Raw genomic sequence first — 16,986 nt, forward strand, 5'->3', positions numbered from 1 at the left:
TCTTAAGCATACATTTCTGCTTTTAGTTCTTTAACCTTTTTGTCTTCCAAAAATTCGTCATAAGTCATATAGCGGTCGATGATTCCTTTTGGTGTTAGTTCGATGATTCGGTTACATACCGTTTCGATCAATTCATGGTCATGGGAAGCCATCAATACAGTCCCTTTGAAATTCTGTAAAGAATTGTTCAATGCTGTAATTGATTCCAAATCCAGGTGACCCGTTGGTTCGTCCATCAAAAGAACATTGGCTCTCAATAACATCATTCGTGAAAACATACAACGCATTTTTTCTCCTCCGGAAAGAACTGAAGACTTTTTCAAGGCTTCTTCACCGGAGAACAGCATTTTCCCTAAGAATCCGCGCATGTATTCCTCATGACGTTCTTCATCATTTTCAGTATATTGACGTAACCAATCCACTAAATTAATGTCATCTTTAAAAAATTCGGTATTATCCAAAGGCAAATAAGCTTGGGTTGTTGTAATTCCCCAATTGTATTCACCTGAATCCGGTTGGGCATTTCCCGATATAATTTCAAAGAATTGGGAAACGGCTTTGGAGTTTTTAGAGAACACCCCGATTTTGTCTCCTTTTTTCAAGTTCAAGTTTACGTCTTTGAACAAAACTTCTCCATCAACAGAAGCTGACAAATCAGTAATATCCAAAATTTGATCTCCTGCTTCACGGGATTGTTCCCAGATGATAGCCGGGTAACGACGTGATGAGGGTTTGATTTCTTCAATGTTCAATTTGTCAATCATCTTTTTACGTGCCGTAGCCTGTTTTGCTTTAGCGACGTTGGAAGAGAATCTTGCGATAAATTCTTGTAATTCTTTCTTTTTCTCTTCAGCTTTCTTATTTTGCTGTGCTCTTTGTTTTGCTGCCAGTTGGGAAGATTGGTACCAGAAAGTATAGTTTCCTGAATAAAGATTAATTTTTCCAAAATCCAAATCGGCAATATTTGTACAAACCGCATCTAAAAAGTGACGGTCGTGTGATACAACTATAACTGTGTTTTCATAATCGGCCAGGAAATCTTCCAGCCATGAAATGGTATAAACGTCCAATTCGTTGGTAGGCTCATCAAGAATCAGTACATCTGGATTTCCAAACAAGGCTTGCGCAAGTAAGATCCTCACTTTTGCTTTGTTGTCCAAATCACCCATTAAGGTATAATGCATGTCAGGCTCGATTCCCACATTGGACAATAAGGTAGAAGCGTCTGACTCGGCATTCCATCCGCCCATTTCTTCATATAAAACGCCTAGTTCTCCCGCTTTAATTCCGTCCTCTTCAGAAAAGTCAGGTTTAGCATAAAGCGCATCCATTTTTTCTTTGATGTCATACAGTACTTTATTTCCGCGCAAAACGGTATCTAAAACTGTGAATTCATCAAATTTAAAGTGATTTTGTTCCAGGAATGACATACGTTTACCTTTTTCAAGGGAAACTTGTCCGGAAGTTGGCTCAATTTCACCGGTTAAAATCTTTAAAAAAGTAGATTTTCCGGCCCCGTTGGCACCAATTATACCATAACAGTTGCCGTTTGTAAATTTTATATTAACTTCGTCGAATAAAACTCGTTTTCCGAATTGCAACGATAGGTTTGAAACTGTTAACATTATTGCGTGTATTAAATTTATAAAAATCGGTGCAAAGGTAGGAATTTTAATCGGTTTATGCAGCAAAGAGAAATCAACATAAAAAACAAAAAAGCTCGTTATGAATATGAGTTGATGGATGATTATGATGCAGGAATTCAATTGTTTGGAACCGAGATTAAATCAATCCGGATGGGTAAGGCGAGTATAACGGAAAGCTTCTGTCAGTTCAAGGATGGCGAACTTTACATCATCAATATGTTTATAGATGAATATGATTGGGGGACGTACTTTAACCATAAAACAAGGAGGGACAGAAAATTATTATTAAAAAAAAATGAGCTCAAAAAATTGGAACGAAAGACCAAAGAAACGGGCAATACAATTGTAGCTACAAACCTGTATATCAACAAGAAAGGTCTGGCTAAGTTAAAGATTCATTTGGCAAAAGGGAAGAAGTTATATGATAAAAGAGAAACGATTAAAGGAAAAGATTTAAAAAGAGATTTGGATAGAATCATAAAGAATTCTTAAATTTGCATTTGGATTGTGTTACATATAAATAAAAGTAAAACACTAAATATTTGATAATGAAAAAGTTTAATCTATTATTAACCGCTCTAATGGTGCTGTTTTTGAGCAGTACTGTTTTGAATGCTCAAAATCAGAGAGATCCTTGGGCAGTTACGGTAGGTGCTCACGCAGTTGACTATACGTCAGTTCGTGGAGTTGGTAACGAGTTTTTTAACTACAACAACTACAGCATTGTACCTCCTTTATCTAAATTATCGATCATCAGAAACGTTGGACGTTTCTTCGATGTGGATTTAACCGCTTCTGTTGGGGAAATCGACAACGACCGTCTACGTATTCAAGATGAGTTTTTCGTAAACGCAGGTTTAGGTTTGCGTTTCAAAATTTTGCAAGGTGAAGGTTGGTTTGACCCATACTTACGTATCGGTGCCAACTATAACCGTTACGACTTTACAAGCATAGCTGATGCAGATGGAAACATTCCTGCAGGTTATCCTGTTTATGGAAACCACGAAGGTGATGCTACTGATGAAGTACTTGACTTATTGTGGCAACAGCCGGAAGCTACTAAAGATCACTTTGGTCTTTCAGGGGGTGCCGGTATCAACTTTTGGTTCACTAAAAACTTCGGTTTGAATATTGCGTCTGATTATAACTGGATTCCAGCGACAAAAACAGACTATTTTGACTTCTTCCAGCACACAGTTGGGGTTACTTTCCGTTTTGGAAACAAAGACCGTGATGGTGACGGAATCGAAGATGACGTAGATGCATGTCCTGACACTCCTGGTGTTCCTTCAGACAACCCAGACTGCCACGGATGTCCTGATACTGACGGTGATGGAATCTGTGACAACCAAGATGCTTGTCCTGAAGAAGCTGGTCCAGCTGAAAACAACGGATGTCCTATTCTTGACAGAGACGGTGACGGTATCCTTGACGTAGATGATGACTGTCCTGATACTCCAGGTGTTGCTTCTTCGATTGAAGGATGTAACGGTTGTCCTGACAGAGACGGTGACGGTGTATGTGACGGAAAAGATCAGTGTCCAGATGAATTCGGAACTGTTGAAAACAACGGATGTCCTGAAATTGCTGACAACTGTACAGATATCCAGGCTATTAAAGATGCATTGAAAAACGTATTGTTCGAGTACAACTCTGACAAATTAACTGCAACTTCAATGACTACTCTTGACGGTATCGCTCCAATTCTGGTTTCTGACAAAATCAAAAACGCTTACTGGTTGGTAGAAGGTCATACTGATAACAAAGGTAGCCAGAATTACAACCTGCCATTGTCTGAAAGACGTGCAGCTTCTGTAAAAGCTTACTTGGAAAGCAAAGGTGTTCCTGCTGCAAGAATGAAATCTGTAGGTTATGGATTGTCATTACCTATCACTACAAATGATACGGATGAGGGTAGAGCAAGAAACAGACGTGTTGAATTGAAATTTGCTGACGCTAACTTCCAGCCTGCGGCTATTGAAGTTACTGGAGACTGTGCAAACGTTCAAATCGCTGACCTTGCAAAAATGATTTACTTCCAGACAGGTAAAGATGTATTAGTTGAAGCTTCTAAACAAAGCTTGGATGTAATTGCTCAATACCTGAACGCTACAGAAGGCAACTATGAAATTCAAGGTCATACTGACGATGTTGGTAGCGACGCAAACAACTTGGTACTTTCTCAAAAACGTGCACAAACTGTATTTGACTACTTAGTTGCTAAGGGAGTTAATGGAAGCAGATTGAAAGCTGTTGGATATGGAGAATCTCAACCGAAATACGACAACAAAACTGCTGACGGTAGAGCTCAGAACAGAAGAATTGAAATTGTAAAACAATAATTTCATATTCAAATATTTAATAAGAAAGCCGCTCAATGAGCGGCTTTCCTTTTTTTAGTCTCTAAATAAAAAATGCCCGTAACTTCGGGCATAATCAATGAGTATTGTCATTTTTCTGTCCTTTCCAACATCGGCACAAATTGGCAATCTCCAAATTCCATCCTCTCAAAATCACGCTCACCGACTCTCAGAAAAGTTGTCATCATCTGATTTTTGGCACCAATCGGAATTACCATAATGCCCCCTATTTTTAATTGTTTTAATAAAGTTTTGGGGATAGTAGAGGATCCGGCAGTCACAATAATTCTGTCAAACGGAGCAAATGAGGGTAAGCCTTTGTAGCCGTCACCATAAGTGGCGTATTTAGGGCGAATTTTAATTTTTTTGAAAATACGTTGTGAAAAATCAAAAAGTTCCTTTTGACGTTCAACCGTATAAACATCTGCTCCCATTTCAACTAAAACCGCCGCTTGGTAACCACTGCCTGTGCCAACTTCCAGTACTTTATCACCATGGTTAATATGTAATAAGGAAGATTGTTTGGCTACTGTAAATGGATGTGAAATGGTTTGACCCGCCGCAATCGGAAATGCCTGGTCTTTATAGGCAAATTCTTCAAAAGCACTGTCCATAAATAAATGCCTTGGGACTTTGTTTATGGCTTGTAATACGTTTTCATCTTCAATACCTTTTTGTCTTAATAATTTTACTAACTGTTCTCTTTTACCTTTGTGTTTAAATTCGTCTATCACATCTACAAGTTTTTTACAAAATTGAGCAATTTTAAAGGTATTCTATGTATTTTTAAACTCAAATTTGAAAGCATGATGAAAATAGGTGTGTTAGGGGCAGGACACTTAGGTAAAATTCATTTAAAATTAGCTCACCAATCAGAAAAGTTAGATTTGGTAGGCTTTTTTGACCCCAATGAAGAAAATGCAAAAAAGATAGAATCTGAATTAGGTTATAAATCATTTTCCAATATCAAAGAACTTATCGAGCATTCCGATATCGTGGACATAGTAACTCCCACTCTTTCACACTATGAGTGCGCAAAAATGGCTATTGAAGCGGGAAAACATATATTTCTGGAAAAGCCTATAGCAAACTCCGTAGAGGAAGCGGAAGAAATCATTGAACTGGCCAAAAAGTACAATGTTAAAGGACAGGTGGGACATGTTGAGCGGTTTAACCCGGCTTTTAAAGCGGTTAAAGATATAATTGTTAATCCCATGTTTATCGAAACTCATCGACTGGCGGAGTTTAATCCCCGCGGAACTGATGTTCCGGTTGTACTGGATCTGATGATTCATGACATTGATGCCATTTTAAGTGTTGTGAAGTCTGAAGTGAAGGAAGTTTACGCAAGTGGGGTAGCGGTCATCAGTGATTCACCCGACATTGCAAACGCAAGGCTTGTTTTTGAAAACGGATGTGTGGCTAACATCACATCCAGCAGAATTTCATTAAAAAATATGCGCAAATCAAGGTTCTTCCAAAAAGATGCCTATATTTCGGTCGATTATCTGGAAAAAACATGTGAAGTCGTAAAAATGAAAGAAGCACCGGAAAATCCGGGTGAGTGGGATATGATTCTTCAAAATGCAGAAGGGGTAAAAAAACAAATTTATTTTGACAATCCCGATGTGAAAACCAGTAATGCTATTTTGGATGAACTGGAAAGCTTCGCTGATGCAATTGAAAATAATACAGAACCGCCGGTCTCACTTCAAGACGGAACCAATGCTTTGAGAATTGCTTATCAGATTATTGAGGCATTTAATAAATAATAAAACACATTAATTGAATGAAAAATATTGCAGTTATAGGTGCAGGCACAATGGGAAATGGAATTGCCCATGTATTTGCTCAAAATGGTTTTAATGTTAATCTAATCGATTTATCTGAAAAATCCTTGGAAAGAGGGGTTCATACAATTTCCTCAAATCTCGATCGGATGGTTTCCAAACAAACCATTACCGAAGAAGATAAAAATTCAACTTTAAATAATATTTCGACTTTTACAGACACTGCTGAGGGTGTAAAAAACGTGGATTTGGTGGTGGAAGCTGCTACAGAAAACACAGATTTAAAGTTGAAAATTTTTAAACAGTTGGACGAAATCACTTCGCCGGAAACAATTTTGGCAACCAATACTTCGTCTATTTCTATTACCCAAATCGCAGCTTCAACAAATCGCCCTGACAAGGTAATCGGGATGCATTTTATGAATCCGGTTCCTATTATGAAACTGGTTGAGATCATCAAAGGTTACAGCACCTCTGAACAAGTAACGAAAACCATCATGGATCTTTCAGTTACGCTGGGTAAAGTTCCGGTGGAAGTAAATGATTATCCCGGATTTGTGGCCAACAGAATTTTGATGCCGATGATCAATGAATCAATCGAAACACTTTACAATGGAGTAGCCGGAGTTCAGGAAATTGATACGGTAATGAAACTGGGAATGGCTCATCCGATGGGACCTTTACAGTTAGCCGATTTCATTGGTTTAGATGTTTGTTTATCCATTCTGAATGTAATGTATGATGGATTTAAAAATCCAAAATACGCACCTTGTCCTTTACTTGTAAATATGGTAAGGGCCGGAAAACTTGGTGTTAAATCCGGAGAAGGTTTTTATGATTATTCTGAAAGTAAAAAGGCTGAAAAAGTTTCCCTTTTCTTTCAATAAATAATATAATTGTTAATAATTTTAAGATTTAATAAAATTGTTTATATATTAGTGAGTCAAATTTATCTAATAACTATTTATGAAAAAACTTTCTATATTCTTTACCCTTCTCTTTTTACTGCTCTCGGCTGAATCTTACGCCCAGAATACGTTAAAAAAATGGTACATAAGCGGAGGTGTACATGCCGTAAACCACCCAAGTGCCAGAGGATTTGGGGAAGGTCTTTTTGAAGGAGATAACTGGTCTTTTGTGCCGCCTCTTTCTCAAATATCAGTCGCCAGAACTTTAAACCGTTCATTTGCAGTAGATTTGCAGGCTTCTGTAGGAGAGATAGACAATAAACGACTGATGATCGACAATGAATACATGGTTTTAATCGGAATGGGATTGAGATATCGTTTTGCAAACGGTTACATCCTGAAAGAAACTTCATGGTTTGATCCCTACATTCGTTTTGGCGCAAATTATCACAGAATGCCTTACCGCGGACTTGAATTTGCGCCTGCAGAATACGATAATGCAGGAAATATGATCAGTGGAATCGTTGACAATGATGGAGATGTTCTGGAAAACGGTGCTATTGTTGACAATGACCATTTTGCCTTATCGGGCGGGTTGGGTATGAATTTCTGGATATGGTCAAAAATAGGTTTGAATCTGGAAGCCCAGTATGTTGCTGTCCCTGCAGTGAAATCTGATTATATTGATTTCTTTCAGGCTAAAGCAGGGCTTGCATTCCGATTTGGGAAAAGCGATCGTGATAAAGACGGAATTCCTGATGAGGAAGACGAATGCCCGGATGTGCCAGGTTTAAAAGAATACAACGGATGTCCTGACACTGATGGTGATAAAATCGAAGATCGCTTGGATGAATGCCCTCTTGAGCCATGTCCGAATGGAGAAAGTACAGACGAATATGACTGTGTGAACGGATGTAAGGTAATGAAGGAAATTCCGGTAGAAGAAGAACCTGTAGAACCAGTTACACCAGATCCGGTGAAAGAAATATCTTTCGAAGATGTGTTATTTGAGTTTGATAGTTATACACTTACTGCAGATGGAGCCCAGAAAGTGAAAGACGCAGCGGAAATAATTAATTCACAGGAAGGTAACTATTTCGTTGACGGATTTGCAGACAGTGTAGGATCTGATGCCTACAACCTCAAGCTTTCTAAAAACCGTGCACAAGCTGTAAAAGATGGACTTGTTGCAGAAGGTGTTGACGGAAACCGATTGGAAGTAAGAGGATTTGGAGAGCAATATCCGAAATGTACAAATGATACACCTGAAGGTAGAGCTTGCAACAGAAGAGTTGTGGTTCTGGAACGATACTAATAATTATACTTTAATAATAAAAAAGGCGGGAAGTCCCGCCTTTTTTATTTTCAGATACTTGAATTATCTTACCATAAGCTTTTTGCTTACCCATGAATTACCTATTTGGATTTTCAATACGTAAACACCACTAGGAAGTTGCTTCACATTGATTTGATCATGATTCAATTCTAAATTCAAACGCTGACCATTGACATTATAAATTTCTACAGAATCAATTTTTTTACTTGTTTTAATGTAAACAAAGTCCTTTGCCGGATTTGGATAGATTTGAACTTCTTCCGCAAAATTTACTTCAGAACTAGATAATTCACCTTCTTCAGAAGCATCTGAATATAATTTTGAAGCATCTATAGATTTTACACTCCAATAAAGATTGGCAGGAACCTCATCAAAATCCAAAAACCAAAATGGAGTTGTCACGACATACTTGGCAATATCTCCTTCTCCGCTATTGGAACCAACAGTGATTTCATATCGTAAAGACTCAGTTGGAGTTTTGTCATCAGAAGCACCACTCCATGAAAAAATCAGACGATTATCCTCTTGTTGCAATGATAATTCTGTTGGAGCCGTCGGTTTGAGGTTGGCATCAGTTGATAAATTGCGGAATAATTTGGTCAACGAAGGCATATCAGGATCCGCCCAGTCAAAACCGGAAATCAAAATGTCAAGCTGGCTGTCATTATCATAATCAAACAATTTCAGGGTTCCCTGACTTCCTAAATTATAAATTCCGGTATCAAGAGCTAATTCAAAGTTTTCTTCTGCGGGCTTATACAAAAAGACCTTCACTTGTCCGTCATAATTATCATCATCACCATTTATAATAAAATCATAATATCCATCATTGTTAAGGTCGCCAACCTCAACATTGCCTCCTTCGAGTCCTTCATTTTCAATTTGATTTACTTCAAAATTCCCATTACCATCATTGATGTAATAAGCCAGATAAACTTCATAATCAGAATCCTGACCTACCGCCACCATGTCCAGAAATCCATCTGCGTTGAAATCTGCGAAATTTATTTTCCCGCTGTTCACAGCCGGAAGTTCTTGCGTCAGTTCAAAAACTCCGTCATTATTCATGTAAATATGAAAAACAGCTTCCATATCTGAATTGAATCCGGTGATAATCGCATCCAGATGCGCATCATTATTTAAATCGATAATTTTAAAACTCCCGTTTTGTGTACCAGGCAGCCAGGCTGTTTGGGCTTCGAAACCATTTCCCGTATTTTGATAAAAATCAAGATCATAAGTGAATCCCACACCCTCAACATATTGGGTTCCGTTTAGCGCATAATCAACCTTTCCATCATGGTTGAAGTCAAAAACTTCCATAGAGCCAAAAATTTTTCCTGCTAAATTACCGTCTAGTTCAAAACCGGTTCCTGTATTCTTGAACCGATATTGCTGATAATTCACGATGTCATTGTAACTCAGTCCGGTTGAGATTATGTCGGCCAAACCATCATTATTGTAATCAATAAATTTAATGTCGCCCAAATGCGTTGAGTTTGATCCAAGGTCAGCATAAAATTCAAGCGTTCCGTTGTTGTTTTTATAAATTTCATTGTGCGTTAGATAAACATTTCCATCGCCGTTATTGTCAATCGCACCATTCATTACCACATCGGTGAAACCATCGCCGTCAAAATCAGCCAAATCACCGGCGGAATAATAAAATCCTTTCATCACGGTTTCGACCTCCTCAAAATTTTGAGCATTTAATACGAAGGGAATTAATCCCAACAAAAAAGTAATCTTTTTCATATTATTTTTATTTAGTCTAAATTAAATAGCAAATTAAAAGGTATTAATTGGCTGCTAAAAATTTATTTGGCTAATTTTTATCATAAAAAAATCCCGCTTTTTCAAGCAGGATTCAATTTAGAAAGTAATATGATCTAATTATCTCAAACTCGCAAGCGCAGCTTCATAATCGGGTTCCTGTCCGATTTCCGGAACCTGCTCTGTATATTTGACATTTCCGTCTTCTCCGATAACTACCACTGCACGGCTCATCAATCCTGCAAGCGGACCATCTGTCATTCCCACCTGATAGGTATCTGAAAATTCAGAATTTTTAAATTCAGACAAACTCACCACATTTTCCAAACCTTCTGCTGCGCAAAAGCGATTGTGAGCAAAAGGAAGATCTTTAGAAATACATAGAACTTTGGTGTTTTCCAAACCGGAAGCAGACTCATTGAAATGTCTTACAGAAGCAGCGCAGACACCGGTGTCCACACTTGGAAATATATTCAATACAAGCTTTTTTCCTTGGTAATCCGACAAGCTTTTTTCAGATAAATCAGTTGCCGTCAGTTTAAAATCAGGAGCTTTGGAACCAACAGAAGGTAAATTTCCTTTTGTGTTTACAGGACTTCCTTTAAATGTAATTGTAGCCATAATTTTTTATTTGCAATTTACTACATAAATCCCTGAAATCCGTCCTTAGTACTCGAAAATCCTTATCGGTTTATTTAATCAATTGATAGATAAAACACTGTAAAAAATCAAAATTAACTATCTTCGCACCGAAATTTAATTTCATTATTATGGTACTTTCTTCGAAGCTTCAAATGCTTCAGCCGCCTGCGACGATTGCGATGACGCAAAAAGCAAGGGATCTAAAACAACAGGGAAATGATGTTATCAGTCTGAGTATTGGTGAACCCGATTTTGATACCCCCGATTTTATAAAAGAAGCAGCCAAACAGGCCATTGATCAGAATTATTCTCATTATCCACCGATCGCTGGCTATCCCGAACTCAGAGAAGCAATTGCCAGAAAGTTCAAAAGAGACAATAATATTGAATATAAACCATCGCAGATTGTTGTTTCCACCGGAGCAAAACAATCTATTTACAATGTATTTCAATGTATTTTGAACGAAGGTGATGAAGTCCTGATTCCGGTTCCATATTGGGTAACTTATGCAGATATTGTTCGCCTCGCCGGCGGAACTCCGGTTATAATCCAGACAACAATTGAAGAGGATTTCAAAGCAAACGCTGCGAAACTAGAAAGTTATATCACGGCAAAAACCAAAGCACTTATTTACAGTTCTCCTTGTAACCCGAGCGGAAGTGTATATTTGAATACTGAGCTAAAAGAAATCGCCGCCATTGCACAGAAACATGATTTGATCATTATTTCAGATGAAATTTACGAGCATATTGTGTATGGAGAGAAGGCAGTCAGTATTGCATCTTTTCCTGAAGCCTATGACCGTACCGTAACCATCAACGGACTATCAAAAGCTTATGCAATGACCGGATGGCGAATCGGCTACATCGGCGCACCGGAGTGGATTGCAAAAGCCTGCGAAACCCTTCAAAGTCAAATTACATCAGGAGCAAATTCCATTGCCCAAAGAGCTGCGATTGTTGCTTTGGATGCCGACTTATCTGAAACACATTATATGGTCGAAGCTTTTGAAAAAAGAAAAAACCTGATGATGGAAAAAGCAGCTGAAATTCCCGCTTTTAAAGTAAGCGAACCCAAAGGTGCTTTTTATTTATTTCCAGATGTTTCTGCTACTTTCGGTAAGACCTATCGTGGGAAATTAATCAAAGACGCTGATGACCTTGCCATGTTCCTGCTGGAAGAAGTGCATGTTTCAACGGTTTCGGGTACTGCTTTCGGAATGGATAATTGTTTGAGAATTTCCTTTGCTGCATCGGAAAAACAACTCGAAGAAGCAATGAACCGAATCAAAGATGTACTTCAGGAAGCTTAATTCATACTGACAGAAATCACGGAAAAATTAAGGTTTCGGTCGTACTTTTGTAGAACAACTTGAATTTCAATTTGATTCAAGTCAATTATTTAATCAAATGATTCAAACAGACATACTTATCATTGGAGCCGGACCAACCGGATTATTCATGGTTTTTGAAGCGGGATTGCTCAAAATGCGTTGTCACATTATCGACGCTTTACCACAACCGGGCGGTCAGCTGGCTGAACTCTATCCCAAAAAACCGATTTTTGATATTCCGGGATTTCCCTCAATTCTTGCAGGAGAACTGGTGGATAATTTGATGGAACAAACCAAACAATTTGAACCCGGATTCACACTCAATGAAGTGGCCGAAACCATTGAAAAACAAGAAGACGGTTCGTTCATTGTAACAGGAAGCCGTGGGACGAAACATCATGCAAAAGCCATCGCCATTGCAGGCGGACTGGGAAGTTTTGAGCCTCGCAAACCTGAACTGGAAAACCTTGGGCAATTTGAAGAAAAAGGAATCGAATATTTCATCAGAGACCCTGAATTATTCCGCGACAAAAGAGTCGTGATTGCAGGTGGTGGGGATTCAGCACTTGACTGGTCGATTTTTCTGACCGATGTCGCTTCTGAAGTAAGTTTAATTCACCGCAGAAATGAGTTTCGAGGGGCGCTGGATTCGGTAGAAAAAGTCAGAGAATTAAAAAATCTTGGTAAAATCAATCTGATTACGCCGGCCGAAGTAGTAGAACTTCATGGTGATGAAAATCTGTCTGCCATTACGGTAGAAAGAGAAGGCGAGCAACAGATTATTGAAACAGATTATTTTGTTCCATTATTCGGACTTTCTCCAAAACTCGGCCCGATTGGAAATTGGGGACTTGAAATTGAGAAAAACGCCATCAAAGTAAACAATGCGCTGGACTATCAGACCAATATTCCGGGGATTTATGCGGTGGGTGACATCAACACATATCCTGGAAAACTAAAACTGATTCTTTGCGGATTTCATGAAGCAACTATGGCTTGTCAAAGCATTTATCAGCGCTTGAACCCGGGTAAAAAATTCATTCTGAAATACACCACAGTTTCCGGTGTGGACGGATTTGACGGAACACGAAAAGAAGCAGAAAAAGCGGTTGTGAAATCAATCGATTAATTTTCAAATCATTCAGAAATATTTAATTGCCCCGTTGTCAGTTTTGACTTCGGGCAAAAAACATATCTTTGCCAAAAATTTTAAAACATGAGTTTATTAGTTGTCGGAACTGTCGCATTTGATCAAATCGAAACACCTTTTGGAAAGACCGATAAAATCCTCGGAGGAGCTGCCACATTTATAGGAATGGCCGCTTCCATGCTGGATGTCAGAGCCGGAATTGTTTCGGTAATCGGAGATGATTTTCCACAAGAATATATGGATTTGATGTCTTCCAAAAACATCGATTTATCGGGAATTGAAAAAGTAGAAGGCGGAAAAACCTTTTTCTGGGCCGGACGTTACCGCAACGATATGAACACCCGCGATACTTTGACGACTGAACTTAACGTATTGGAAAACTTTCAACCGGCTGTCCCGACAGGTTGGAAAAATCCCGATGTGCTGATGCTGGGGAACCTTCATCCGCTGGTTCAGAAATCCGTTCTGAATCAATTGGACGCACGTCCAAAACTGGTAATTCTTGACACCATGAATTTCTGGATGGATCATACCTGGAACGAACTCATGGACGTTTTAAAAGATGTTGACGTTTTGACGATCAATGACGAAGAAGCACGACAAATGAGTAAAGAATACAGTTTGGTAAAGGCAGCCAAGAAAATTCTGGAAATGGGGCCACACACGCTGATTATCAAAAAAGGTGAACACGGAGCTTTGTTATTCCATGAAAACAATGTGTTTTTCGCGCCTGCACTGCCTTTGGAAGATGTATTTGACCCTACGGGAGCAGGCGATACTTTCGCGGGTGGATTTTCCGGATTCCTTGCCAAAACACAGAACTATTCGTTTGAAAATATGAAACGCGCCATTATATACGGAAGCGCATTAGCTTCTTTTACAGTAGAAAAATTCGGAACCGACAGACTTTCAGAACTTACCGAAGAAGAGATGGTGGAGCGTCTGGATGTTTTTAAAAGCCTGACAAATTTTGACATTGAACTGGATTAAATTTTAATCCACATGATATAGAAAGGTGCAGTATTGCGCCTTTTTTAATTTGGTCGCTTCCCGATGCGATTCAAAATAATAAAAAATAAAAATGAAGATGTGACTCCTCTGGAGTCGAACAAAAAAAGAATGGATTTTTCTATAAATATTTGACCTTTCCAAGGTCAGTCGAACCTCTCTGTCGGATTTTTAATAACTTTAGTTTATGAAAAATATTTTCCTTTATATTTTACTGATTTTTCTTTTGCTTCAATGTCAAAGTAAACCCTATGCAGAAAAAGAAATTTCACCCAAACGAATTCATAATTCAACTTTAATCAATACACTCCCGGAATTGGTGAAATTAAGAAATGAAACAATCGAAGATCGGGAATTCAACAAAGGTTCTTTATACATTTATGTTCTTACGACGGAAAATCATGTGTATGTTCATACTTCTGTGATGGATTGTGTGGAGGCTTCATTTTATTCTATCTCAGAAAATATTGAAAATAAAAATTATGAAATATGGGTTGACGCAAGAAGCATTCGCCCCGAAAGATATTTTGATTTGAAAGATGCGAAATTGATTGAAAGAGATAATGAAGCACAGATTTGTGATGATTGGTATTGGGTGAAAGGGAAATATAAAGTTGTAAATGACGAATTAAAATTGATTAAAATTTCCAGTTTCTATGATAATTCTTATTCTAGAAAATCATTCTACGATAAAGAGGACTCAATCTTTCTTCATCAAACCGAAGTTTTAATGGTCGAACCCAGTCCGGAACCGGAACCGTAACCTACTCCCTCCAATTAAAGTATGAAATGACAATAGGGTGATTATCCCCTGAATTAAAAGTTGAAATCACTTGCTCCAAAAGGGTTTAAATACGCATGATGGGGTGGGTGATGTTTTAGAGATTTGTGATGTTCAAAACTGTATTGGACAGGAAGATGCTGAAAATCCAACATCAGAGTAAGCAAATTTTTAAAACAAATTATCATGAAAATCAAATTTACTTTATTTCAATTCTTAATTCTATTTTGTGCTACACTATATGCGCAATCAGAGAGATGTGGAAGTCCCAATCCGGAATTTTGTCCCGGAAATTATTTCCAAAATGGAAATTTTGAAACTGTTACCGGTGATCCGGAAGCTGTTTTAGATAATGATATAGATTTGGCAACAGGCTGGTTTCGTATATGGGGCGGTTTTAACAGTTTGGCCGATATTTATTGTAATAACTCTACGGCTTTGGCCAATCATCCGGTATTGATTAACCCAACAAATCCTGATGGTATTTTTTCGGGAATGTGGATTCAAAATTCAGACAATACATCCCCGGCATTTAGAGAAGGTATGTACAATCAATTAAGTACGCCGGTGCCTTCAAATTCAGGTATTTATACATTTAATTTTGATGCTGCCGACCTTACGCGATCTTCCAATGGCGATATGGATGTAGTAGTAGGAATATTTGGTGTTTATAATCCCGGAAATATTTTATCCAACCCTCCGATTCAAATGTTTTTACCGACAGATTTTAACCTTTGGCCTACGGGAAATGGAGTTGTGGTTTATAAATTGGGTTCTGTTACCATACCTCAAAATGTAGTCAATACATTTCAACCATTTTCTTTGACATTTGATTCAAATCTTATCAATGCAAGTCCGAATATTTCGCATATTATGATTACTCGAGATGATGTGCCAATCCCAGGTGCTTATAGAAGAAGGTACATCGGTTTTGATAATTTCTGTATGCGGTTTGAAGAGCCTTCCACTTCAACAGCCGGCGCTTATTGTTGTGAAAAAAATGAAAACCTGTTGGAAAATGCCAATTTCGAAGCGGGTAATACAGGATTCACCAGTGATTATGATCAAAATTCTGCGACTTTGCCAGGACAATACCATGTGACGAATTCGGCTGCCAATTTCGGAGCAACTATCACTGATCATTCGTATTGTGTGGATTCCGATTTGTATTCGGACAATGAAAATTATTTGTTGGTCAATGGATTAACGAACCAACCGGCCGGTTCAAGCTCAGTAATTTATTCGCAAACACTTGGGTTAACTCAAGGAAAAGAATATAATTTCTGTGTAAATTTAAAAAATATGCCACAATGTACTTTTGACGTACTGCCGGAAATTCAAATCGAAATTAATGGAACCATAGTCGTGCCTTATACTCAAATCAATACAGATCCAAACGATCCTTGTGACTGGATGTTACTTTCCGGCTGTTTTACGGCGACAGGTCAAAAGAACAGAATTTCCATTCGTCTGAAAGAAGATGGTTTGGGCGATGGAAATGATATTGCCATTGATGATATCTCCCTTCAGGAAAAACAAGATCCTGACTATAATCTGACGGTTACACACAATGGTGGAAACAATACCATTTCAGCTACCATAGATCCTTATCCTTTTCTAAATGAAAACTGCGGAATGGAATCAGATTATGCTTGGTTTGTTTACGAAACGACCAATCCTACCGGACCGCTATTTGGTTCTATGGTTCCGGGAACATTTGCTTGGAGTGATGATAGCGGAAGCTATGGAGCGGTAACTTCAGGAGCATCTTGGGGCGTTCCTTCTACCAATTTTGCTACCTATAACGGTTTCCAAAACAATAAGTTTTATGTAATCGGGATGTATGTTCCAAGTTGTTGTGAGAGCTGTTTTTCAGATGGTTGGGCGTATCAGATTACTTATAATTATCAAGGAAAAACAGATTTGAATTTTGAATTGACATACGAAATGAAAGAAGAAATTAAAGCTTTATTTATCAAAACACGTCCATCAGACATTGCAGAAACGATTGCCGATAAATTACAGGTTTACCCCAATCCATCCACCGGAATTTTTGAAATTAAAACAGAAAATTTCGATTCGGGGCAACTCAAAGTTTATTCGGTCAATGGAGAACTTGTTTATGAGGATGAATTCAATCAAAAAAATCAATTACAAATCAATTTGATAAATCAACCAAAAGGAGTATATATTTTGAAAATCCAAATGGAAGACGGAGCGGTTCAAACCAAAAAATTAGTATTAAAATAAATTGAAAT

14 protein-coding genes are annotated in these 16,986 nt (G+C 38.1%); 10 read left to right on the plus strand and 4 right to left on the minus strand.

What is annotated here, in order from left to right; genetic code table 11:
• Nucleotides 1-2: 2 nt before the first annotated feature.
• Nucleotides 3-1,625, minus strand: coding sequence for an ABC-F family ATP-binding cassette domain-containing protein (locus tag WBF63_RS09600; protein WP_424369496.1), 1,623 nt, complete (start codon nt 1,623-1,625; stop codon nt 3-5).
• 57 nt (nt 1,626-1,682) lie between these two features.
• Between WBF63_RS09600 and smpB the strand changes: the two genes are divergently transcribed.
• The gene (gene smpB, locus WBF63_RS09605; RefSeq protein ID WP_424369497.1) at nt 1,683-2,138 is read left to right on the plus strand and encodes an SsrA-binding protein SmpB; all 456 of its coding nucleotides are present in this window, start codon (nt 1,683-1,685) and stop codon (nt 2,136-2,138) included.
• 56 nt (nt 2,139-2,194) lie between these two features.
• Nucleotides 2,195-3,988 carry an OmpA family protein gene (locus WBF63_RS09610; RefSeq protein WP_424369498.1) on the plus strand — a complete coding sequence of 598 codons (1,794 nt, stop codon included), beginning with the start codon at nt 2,195-2,197 and terminating at the stop codon, nt 3,986-3,988.
• A gap of 107 nt (nt 3,989-4,095) precedes the next feature.
• Here the strand turns inward: WBF63_RS09610 and WBF63_RS09615 are convergent, their stop codons facing one another.
• A complete protein-coding gene (locus WBF63_RS09615; protein WP_424369499.1) occupies nt 4,096-4,740 on the minus strand; it encodes a protein-L-isoaspartate(D-aspartate) O-methyltransferase in 645 nt (214 codons plus the stop codon).
• A gap of 72 nt (nt 4,741-4,812) precedes the next feature.
• Here WBF63_RS09615 and WBF63_RS09620 point away from each other — a divergent pair, with 72 nt between their 5' ends.
• The 3 genes from WBF63_RS09620 (at nt 4,813) to WBF63_RS09630 (ending at nt 8,019) form a co-directional block, all read left to right on the plus strand.
• Nucleotides 4,813-5,778: a Gfo/Idh/MocA family protein gene (locus tag WBF63_RS09620; protein ID WP_424369500.1), complete on the plus strand. Its 966-nt coding sequence runs from the start codon at nt 4,813-4,815 to the stop codon at nt 5,776-5,778.
• Between the two features lie 17 nt (nt 5,779-5,795).
• Nucleotides 5,796-6,683: a 3-hydroxybutyryl-CoA dehydrogenase gene (locus WBF63_RS09625; protein ID WP_424369501.1), complete on the plus strand. Its 888-nt coding sequence runs from the start codon at nt 5,796-5,798 to the stop codon at nt 6,681-6,683.
• A 79-nt stretch (nt 6,684-6,762) separates the two neighbouring features.
• Nucleotides 6,763-8,019 carry an OmpA family protein gene (locus WBF63_RS09630; RefSeq protein ID WP_424369502.1) on the plus strand — a complete coding sequence of 419 codons (1,257 nt, stop codon included), beginning with the start codon at nt 6,763-6,765 and terminating at the stop codon, nt 8,017-8,019.
• Nucleotides 8,020-8,082: 63 nt separating this feature from the next.
• Here the strand turns inward: WBF63_RS09630 and WBF63_RS09635 are convergent, their stop codons facing one another.
• A complete protein-coding gene (locus WBF63_RS09635) occupies nt 8,083-9,795 on the minus strand; it encodes a T9SS type A sorting domain-containing protein (RefSeq protein WP_424369503.1) in 1,713 nt (570 codons plus the stop codon).
• A gap of 138 nt (nt 9,796-9,933) precedes the next feature.
• Nucleotides 9,934-10,434: a thiol peroxidase gene (gene tpx, locus WBF63_RS09640; RefSeq protein ID WP_424369504.1), complete on the minus strand. Its 501-nt coding sequence runs from the start codon at nt 10,432-10,434 to the stop codon at nt 9,934-9,936.
• A gap of 149 nt (nt 10,435-10,583) precedes the next feature.
• Here tpx and WBF63_RS09645 point away from each other — a divergent pair, with 149 nt between their 5' ends.
• The 5 genes from WBF63_RS09645 to WBF63_RS09665 all read left to right on the plus strand — a co-directional run bounded on the left by WBF63_RS09645 (nt 10,584) and on the right by WBF63_RS09665 (nt 16,978).
• Complete coding sequence (locus WBF63_RS09645; RefSeq protein WP_424369505.1) at nt 10,584-11,768, plus strand: pyridoxal phosphate-dependent aminotransferase; 1,185 nt, start codon at nt 10,584-10,586, stop codon at nt 11,766-11,768.
• 97 nt (nt 11,769-11,865) lie between these two features.
• Nucleotides 11,866-12,918, plus strand: a complete 1,053-nt coding sequence (locus WBF63_RS09650) for an NAD(P)/FAD-dependent oxidoreductase (RefSeq protein ID WP_424369506.1) — start codon at nt 11,866-11,868, stop codon at nt 12,916-12,918.
• A gap of 87 nt (nt 12,919-13,005) precedes the next feature.
• Nucleotides 13,006-13,929 carry a PfkB family carbohydrate kinase gene (locus WBF63_RS09655; protein WP_424369507.1) on the plus strand — a complete coding sequence of 308 codons (924 nt, stop codon included), beginning with the start codon at nt 13,006-13,008 and terminating at the stop codon, nt 13,927-13,929.
• Nucleotides 13,930-14,134: 205 nt separating this feature from the next.
• Entirely contained in the window at nt 14,135-14,710 is a 576-nt protein-coding gene (locus WBF63_RS09660) for a hypothetical protein (RefSeq protein ID WP_424369508.1), read from the plus strand.
• A 204-nt stretch (nt 14,711-14,914) separates the two neighbouring features.
• Nucleotides 14,915-16,978: a T9SS type A sorting domain-containing protein gene (locus WBF63_RS09665; protein ID WP_424369509.1), complete on the plus strand. Its 2,064-nt coding sequence runs from the start codon at nt 14,915-14,917 to the stop codon at nt 16,976-16,978.
• The last annotated feature ends 8 nt before the right edge of the window (nt 16,979-16,986 follow it).

Origin of the sequence: Moheibacter sp. (assembly GCF_049672845.1) — a bacterium.
In the GTDB taxonomy this organism is placed as follows: domain Bacteria; phylum Bacteroidota; class Bacteroidia; order Flavobacteriales; family Weeksellaceae; genus Moheibacter.

Coding starts and splice junctions, on each gene's coding strand:
- WBF63_RS09600 (WP_424369496.1), bottom strand. CDS start 1,625: ATGTTAACAGTTTCAAACCTATCGTTGCAATTCGGAAAACGAGTTTTA.
- smpB (WP_424369497.1), top strand. CDS start 1,683: ATGCAGCAAAGAGAAATCAACATAAAAAACAAAAAAGCTCGTTATGAA.
- WBF63_RS09610 (WP_424369498.1), top strand. CDS start 2,195: ATGAAAAAGTTTAATCTATTATTAACCGCTCTAATGGTGCTGTTTTTG.
- WBF63_RS09620 (WP_424369500.1), top strand. CDS start 4,813: ATGATGAAAATAGGTGTGTTAGGGGCAGGACACTTAGGTAAAATTCAT.
- WBF63_RS09625 (WP_424369501.1), top strand. CDS start 5,796: ATGAAAAATATTGCAGTTATAGGTGCAGGCACAATGGGAAATGGAATT.
- WBF63_RS09630 (WP_424369502.1), top strand. CDS start 6,763: ATGAAAAAACTTTCTATATTCTTTACCCTTCTCTTTTTACTGCTCTCG.
- WBF63_RS09635 (WP_424369503.1), bottom strand. CDS start 9,795: ATGAAAAAGATTACTTTTTTGTTGGGATTAATTCCCTTCGTATTAAAT.
- tpx (WP_424369504.1), bottom strand. CDS start 10,434: ATGGCTACAATTACATTTAAAGGAAGTCCTGTAAACACAAAAGGAAAT.
- WBF63_RS09645 (WP_424369505.1), top strand. CDS start 10,584: ATGGTACTTTCTTCGAAGCTTCAAATGCTTCAGCCGCCTGCGACGATT.
- WBF63_RS09650 (WP_424369506.1), top strand. CDS start 11,866: ATGATTCAAACAGACATACTTATCATTGGAGCCGGACCAACCGGATTA.
- WBF63_RS09655 (WP_424369507.1), top strand. CDS start 13,006: ATGAGTTTATTAGTTGTCGGAACTGTCGCATTTGATCAAATCGAAACA.
- WBF63_RS09660 (WP_424369508.1), top strand. CDS start 14,135: ATGAAAAATATTTTCCTTTATATTTTACTGATTTTTCTTTTGCTTCAA.
- WBF63_RS09665 (WP_424369509.1), top strand. CDS start 14,915: ATGAAAATCAAATTTACTTTATTTCAATTCTTAATTCTATTTTGTGCT.